Consider the following 6,186-nt stretch of genomic DNA (forward strand, 5'->3'; position numbering starts at 1 on the left):
ACGAGTGGCTCTCATGAATCCTCCCTCCCTTCCAGGACTGTTGCGCCGGGCTCCCTTCGCGCCGGCTGGTTGGAGAATTCTGGACCTGCGGCCCCAGAACCCCCAGAGGCATGTGCGGCCAAGTGAACGCGAGGCGACCCGGCCAAGATCGGCCCGGCCGCCTCGCCCCGCCTTGCGCAGGAACCCGCGCTGCGCGCAAGACCCGTACCCTGAAGCTCTCCTTCGCTCCAATCCGCGGGGCGGCACTCGGGTTCCCGGGGCTGCACCGTGATCGGTCGCACGTGTTCCGCACCTGCGGCCCGAGCCAGCTCGATTTCGGCGGCTATGATCCCGGCGCCGCGGCCGCTGCGCAGTACCGGCAAAAGGAGTTCAGGCGCAGCGCGAGCAGCCCTGCAGGCCACGTAAGAGAGGGGCGCGGGCTCGAAGGAGCCCGCGCCCCGAAGTTGCGCCGGGAAGGGGAGGCCGACTAGGCGTCGTGGTAGAGGAAGAACTCGTAGGGGTGCGGCCGGAGCTGCATCGGCTCGACCTCGCGCGTGCGCTTGTAGGCAACCCAGGTGTCGATCACGTCCTGCGTGAACACCTCCCCCTCGAGCAGGAAGGCGTGGTCCGCCTCCAGCGCCGCCAGCACGTCTGCCAGGGAGCCGGGCGTGTTCCTGACCCGCGCCCGCTCGGACTCCGACAGGTGGTACAGGTCCTTGTCAATCGGCTCCGGCGGCTCGATGCGCCGCTTCACCCCGTCCAGCCCCGCCATCAGCATGGCCGCAAACGCCAGATAGGGGTTCGCCGCGGCGTCCGGCGCCCGGTACTCGATGCGCTTCGACTTGGGCGAGCGCGAGTACACGGGGATCCGGCAGATCGCTGAACGGTTGCGCTGCGAGTAAATCAGGTTGATGGGCGCCTCGTAACCGGGCACCAGCCGGCGGTACGAGTTGGTCGTGGGTGCGCAGAAGGCCAGCAGGGCGGGGGAGTGCGCGATCAGCCCGCCAATATACCAGCGCGCGACGTCCGAGATCTGGCCGTACCCCGTCTCCGAGAAGAAGACGTTGCTCCCGTCCTTCCACAAGCTCTGGTGCACGTGCATCCCCGAGCCATTGTCCCCGAACAGCGGCTTGGGCATGAAGGTGGCCACGTAGCCGTGGGCATGGCACACGTTGCGCACCACGTACTTGTAGATCTGCACCTGGTCCGCCATGCGCACCAGCGGCCCGAAGCGCATGTCGATCTCCGCCTGACCCGCCGTGCCCACCTCGTGGTGATGCACTTCCACCGGCACACCCGCGTCCTTCAGCCGCAGCACCATCTCACTGCGCAGGTCCTGCAGCCGATCCACCGGCGGGACCGGAAAATATCCCTCCTTATGCCGCGGACGATACGCCAGGTTGGGACCTGTGTTCTTCCCACTGTTCCAGATCCCTTCCTCGCTGTCCACCTCGTAAAAGGCAAAATGCGCACCCTGGTCGAAGCGGATGGAATTGAAGACGTAGAACTCCGCCTCCGGCCCCCAGAAGGACTGGGTGGCGATGCCCGTGCGCGGAAGGTAGCTCTCGGCTTTGCGCGCGATGTAACGCGGATCCCTGCTGTACGGCGCCCCCGTCACCGGGTCCCGCACGTCACACACCAGCGAGAGCGTCTTGACGCGGCAGACAGGATCCACAAAGGCGGCGGCCGGATCCGGGATCAACAACATGTCGCTCTCGTGAATGTCCTGGAACCCGCGGATCGACGAGCCGTCAAAGCCCAGCCCCTCCTCGAAGCAGGACTCCACCAGCTCTTCCGCCGGAACAGAAAAATGCTGCCACGTCCCGAGCAAGTCCGTGAACTTCAGGTCCACGATCTCGACCCCCTGCTCCCGAATCAGCCGGAGCACGTCCTCTGCCAGAGGGGCCCGCCGGTCGGCCTCTGCCTGCCGGCTTCCCGCTGCCCGCGCCGTCGCCTCCGCTGTCGCCATAAGATCTGCCTCCGCGCGTGGGGTGGTGTGTGGGTACCGGGCGCAGCCGCCCGCCCACCGCCGCCAAGCTATGGTCCGTGGCCCCCGCCGTCAAGCATCTTCGGAACACTTGACCACTTCCGCGTTGACGATTTGCAGGAATCGGGCCGGCCGCAGCCGATGCGTCCAGGGGCATCGCGTCAAATGTCACAATGGCTTGCGACACCCCGAGCGCGAGCCGGGAAGGCTGCGAGAACGGACGCGGGAACGCGGGTTGGTATGGCGATAGCAAAGGTGTTATCGATGCGCGTGCGGGTGCGGGTGCGGGTACGGGTACGAAAGGATATCGCAATTTGGATGGGTGGGCAGTGCTGGCCGCCTGTCCACGTGTCTCGCCCTCGCTCCCCTGGCGAAGGGGGCCACGGTTAGCGGAGCCGGGGGCCCGTGGCACGGCGGGGCCGCGGCACGGCGGCCCTGCAGGGAGAGGGATCAGGAGTGGGGCGCGTCACGCGGCTGGAGGCGGGAGGAGCGGGACCTGGCGATGCGATACGATCAACCCTTCTGGGCGCACGAGCAGTGGGGCTCGGGGTGGATCGGGCGGATCCGGCGTGGAACGAGCTGCACGATTACGATTTCGAGATGCGGGGTCCGTACCGCCCTGGCGCGCTGCTGGACGCGTATCTCGAGTGGCAGCAGTTCCGACGTGAGGCGTCGCCTGCGCAAGGGCGGCGCATCTGGCCGGAGGACGCGTGGGAGGAGCTGCACGAATGGCTGGAGTGGCGGCGGCATCAGCGCCGGGGCGCGCCGCCGTCCGCCTGGCGAGGGTACGGCCGGGAGTACGGCCGGCGGATCCCGGGGCTTACGGAGCCTCGGCCGTGGCGTCCTCGGCGGGCCGCCTGGCCGCCGCCGGACTGGTACTAGCACTAGCCTCCGCCCTGCTCCCTCGGCGACACGGCGACCGCCCTACTCCCATACGCACCCGCATCCGCTCCCGCACCAGGGCGGTATCGCCACATCGCCGTGTCGCCGTGTCGCCCCTATCGTGGCGACTCGTCCGGACTGGCGTTGCGGGCCGGGAGAACCGGTTCGATGAAGACGTGCATGATCCCGCCGCACACGGCCGGGCTCCACGAGTCGATCGGATCCATGAGCTCGACGCGCACCGTGCGGGGCAGTCCGCTCCGGATCACCTCCTGCGCGGCCTCGATCACCTCGCCCTCGCCGCAGCCGCCGCCGATGGTGCCGACCAGGCCGGCGGCCGGGTCGATGAGCATCTTGCTGCCCACGTCCCGGGGCGTGGAGCCACGCACATCCACGACTGTCGCGAGCGCCACGGCGCGGCCGGCCCGTGCCGCCTCGACCAGGGCGCGGTAGACGTCAGCGTCCTGCATTCTGCTCCGCCCGCCGGCGTACCAGCCGTTCCAGCACGCGTTCCTTCCGGGCCAGAGGGGTCGGCTCACCTGCCGGGGCCGACTCGGGGCCGCGGCGGAGCTGGATGATCTCGGCGGCAATGCTGACGGCGATCTCCTCGGGCGTTTCCGCCTGGATGTCCAGCCCCACGGGCGCGCGCACCAGGGCCAGGCGCTCGGCCGGGACGCCCGCGTCGGCCAGCGCCTGGAACGCGGCGCGGGTGCGCCGGCGGCTGCCGATCATGCCGATGTAGCGCGGCATCGTCGAGCGCTGCAGCAGCCGCTTCAGGCAGTCGAAATCGTACTTGTGCGCGCGGGTCACCAGCACGACCCAGGTGCGCGGCCCGAGGGTCACGCCGCGGAAGGGGTCGGCGAAGTCGGCGTGCAGCACGCGGGCCGCGTCCGGGAAGCGGGCCGGCGTGGCGAACTCCTCGCGGTCATCGAGCACGCTCACGCGAAACCCGAGCAGGCTGCCGAGCTGCGCCAGCGGCACGGCGATGTGGCCCGCGCCCACGATCACCAGCTCCTCGGCCGCGTGCTGCGCCTCCACGTAGAGGGTGTACTCCCGGCCGTCCAGCTCGAGGGCGCAGCTTCGGGGTGGCGCGCCAGCCAGCGCCTCGCGCGCCAGCTCGAGCGCGCGCCGGTCGAGCGCTTCCTCGCCCAGCATCCCCCGCGTCTCGCCCGTGCCCAGGAGCAGCAACCGGCGGCCGCGCCCCGTGCTGCGGGGCGCCTCGACTAGCGTGACCAATGCCACGGCCGGTCCGCCCTCCAGCGCCTCGAGCGCGGCGCGGGCCGCATCCGCCGGGCCAAGGCTGGTGCCGGAGACGGCTCCTCTCCTTCCGCCTGGCTCGTGCTTCAAGATCGTTCCCGATCCCGCGGGAAAAGGTGAACAGTCATGTTGTTCGACCGGGTCAGCAGAACTGCTGCCAGTGTGTAGCCAGTTGCTGTCCCGACTCAGGAGTTGGCGGCGCATGCGCGCCCGTCAGCAGTGTTGGCCAAATGGCCCTTGGTGCCGAGCCGCTACCCAGCCGATCCGGATTGGCGTTCAGGGCCGAGGCGAGTGGGCCGGACGTGTGCTCAGGCGAAAGTATCCGCGCCTCCTCGTCCCCGGCAAGCAACGCCGTTGGGCAGCAAGCGCTATGTTGAGCAAGCCCCCCCGAGCGGTGCCTTTCGCTCGCTGAGCTGCCGCGGCAGATAGCCGTCGCACTACCCCTGTTGCAGCCGTGACAGGAGCGCGGCGTAATCCTCCGGCGTGTCGATATTCTGGTTGATCCCCGGGTCGTCCACCGCCACGTCGTGCGTGTCCGCCGCGTGCCGGGCGATGATCGAGCGGGCGCCCTCGGGCAGTTCGGTCTCCAGGATCTCGAGCAGGACGCTGCGTGCGAAGAGCGTGGGGTGCCCGGCCTGCCCGTGGCATACCGGCCGGACCACGGTCTTCCGCGTGGCGCGGAACGCCTCGATCAGAGCGCGCGCGGTCGCCTCCTGGACCAGCGGCCGGTCTACGGGCAGGACCAGGGCCGCGTCGCCGTCGGCCGGCAGGGCGTGGATGGCGAGACGCAGCGAGTCGACCTGCTCGCTGCCAGCGTGCGGGTTCAGCACGATGCCGGCACCCGCCGCGCGCGCCGCGCGGATCGCCGCGTCGTCCGCTGCATTGAGCACGGCCAGCACGCTGCGGCAGCCGGCGGCCGCCAGGACGCGTATGGCACGTTCGAGGAAGCGCTCGCCCTGAAGCTCGAGCAGCGCTTTGGCCCGGCCCATGCGCCGGGAGCGGCCGGCCGCCAGAACCACGCCGTCCACAGGGCCCTCACCGCCCATCCGGTGCTGACTGCTCGGCTGCATGGCAGCGCCTGGTCTCGTAGAAAGGTGACCTGGTCGTCCCGCGCAAGTTGCCCTTCCGCGGCAGGCTCCGTCAACCCGGTGCCGCGCCCGGCAGGGATGCGGGGCCGCACGCCGCCCGGTCCGCCGGCAAGGCAGCGATCCGATCGTGATAGCCGGATATTCCTGAATCACTCGGAGGCAGCGAACTTCTGCATTACCCGAGCGGCGAACTCCACGACCTCACCCGGATGTGCCGGTTTCCGAGGCGGAGCGGAGCACGCGCAGCGCCGTAGCGCTTCCGGCCCCTTGTCCGGCTCCGCCCCCGCCTTTAATATTGGCGACCCTTTTCGGCGCTCCCGCCCGTACGGCGTCCCTGGTTCTCCTCAGTCGGCGTGGAATGAAGCACCTTCTTGTAAGACCTGTGCGACGCGGCACACTCGTGCTGCTCCTGTGCTGCCCATCACTTGCGCTCCGGCAGGCGCAGGCGGCTGCTCAGGACCTGCAGCCGCCCCGCTGGACAGCTTCGCTGGGGGTGGCCGGCGTGTCGCCGCAGTATTTCTACCGTGGGCGCGTCTACGTCCAGGACCGGAACCAGAGTTACGGCTCGCAATACCAGGAGCGAAGCGGCGCCAGCCTGGGGCTGGTGGCGAGCTGGAGCTGGCGCACGCAGCGGGTTGGGGAGCTCGCGCTCACCGTGAGCGGCATGCAAACGGAATCGACCGGCAGCTACAGCGGCATCGCCGCGCCGGAGACGCACGACCGGTCACTGCTCATGATTGGCGCGGATGTGGGGTGGCGGCTGGTCGTGTGGCGCTCCGGCATGATCACCTTCCGCGTGCCGCTCGGGCCTGCACTCGCCTGGCACCGCCTCAAGTTGTCGGACGGGCACCGGGACGCGTACTCGAACCCGGGCGGCACGGAGCGGCCGCAGGTGCGCTGGTCGGACCGGGATTGGGTCTCCCTGGGCGGGCACGCGGGGCTGTCGCTGATCCTGGCGGCCTCGAGCCACCTGAGCCTCTGGGTCGGGGGCAC

6 protein-coding genes are annotated in these 6,186 nt (G+C 69.9%); 2 read left to right on the forward strand and 4 right to left on the reverse strand.

All coding sequences use genetic code 11. From position 1 onward, the window contains the following. Positions 1 to 466: 466 nt before the first annotated feature. Positions 467 to 1,948: a type I glutamate--ammonia ligase gene (gene glnA, locus HY703_08195; protein MBI4545159.1), complete on the reverse strand. Its 1,482-nt coding sequence runs from the start codon at positions 1,946 to 1,948 to the stop codon at positions 467 to 469. A 423-nt stretch (positions 1,949 to 2,371) separates the two neighbouring features. On the opposite strand from glnA, the gene HY703_08200 reads away from it, so the two are divergent. After that, on the forward strand, positions 2,372 to 2,848 hold the full coding sequence (locus tag HY703_08200; protein ID MBI4545160.1) for a hypothetical protein: 477 nt from the start codon (positions 2,372 to 2,374) through the stop codon (positions 2,846 to 2,848). A 116-nt stretch (positions 2,849 to 2,964) separates the two neighbouring features. On the opposite strand, the gene HY703_08205 is transcribed toward HY703_08200, so the two are convergent. The 3 genes from HY703_08205 to HY703_08215 all read right to left on the reverse strand — a co-directional run bounded on the left by HY703_08205 (position 2,965) and on the right by HY703_08215 (position 5,133). Continuing rightward, complete coding sequence (locus HY703_08205) at positions 2,965 to 3,318, reverse strand: XdhC family protein (protein MBI4545161.1); 354 nt, start codon at positions 3,316 to 3,318, stop codon at positions 2,965 to 2,967. Then, entirely contained in the window at positions 3,305 to 4,195 is an 891-nt protein-coding gene (locus HY703_08210) for an XdhC family protein (protein MBI4545162.1), read from the reverse strand. The genes HY703_08205 and HY703_08210 overlap by 14 nt, the downstream gene beginning before the upstream one ends. Before the next feature lie 347 nt (positions 4,196 to 4,542). Continuing rightward, on the reverse strand, positions 4,543 to 5,133 hold the full coding sequence (locus HY703_08215) for a nucleotidyltransferase family protein (GenBank protein ID MBI4545163.1): 591 nt from the start codon (positions 5,131 to 5,133) through the stop codon (positions 4,543 to 4,545). Between the two features lie 418 nt (positions 5,134 to 5,551). Here HY703_08215 and HY703_08220 point away from each other — a divergent pair. Further along, positions 5,552 to 6,186 (forward strand): hypothetical protein (locus tag HY703_08220; protein MBI4545164.1); only part of this gene is annotated, 635 nt, incomplete at its 3' end.

The sequence above is a fragment of the Gemmatimonadota bacterium genome (assembly GCA_016209965.1).
In the GTDB taxonomy this organism is placed as follows: domain Bacteria; phylum Gemmatimonadota; class Gemmatimonadetes; order Longimicrobiales; family RSA9; genus JACQVE01.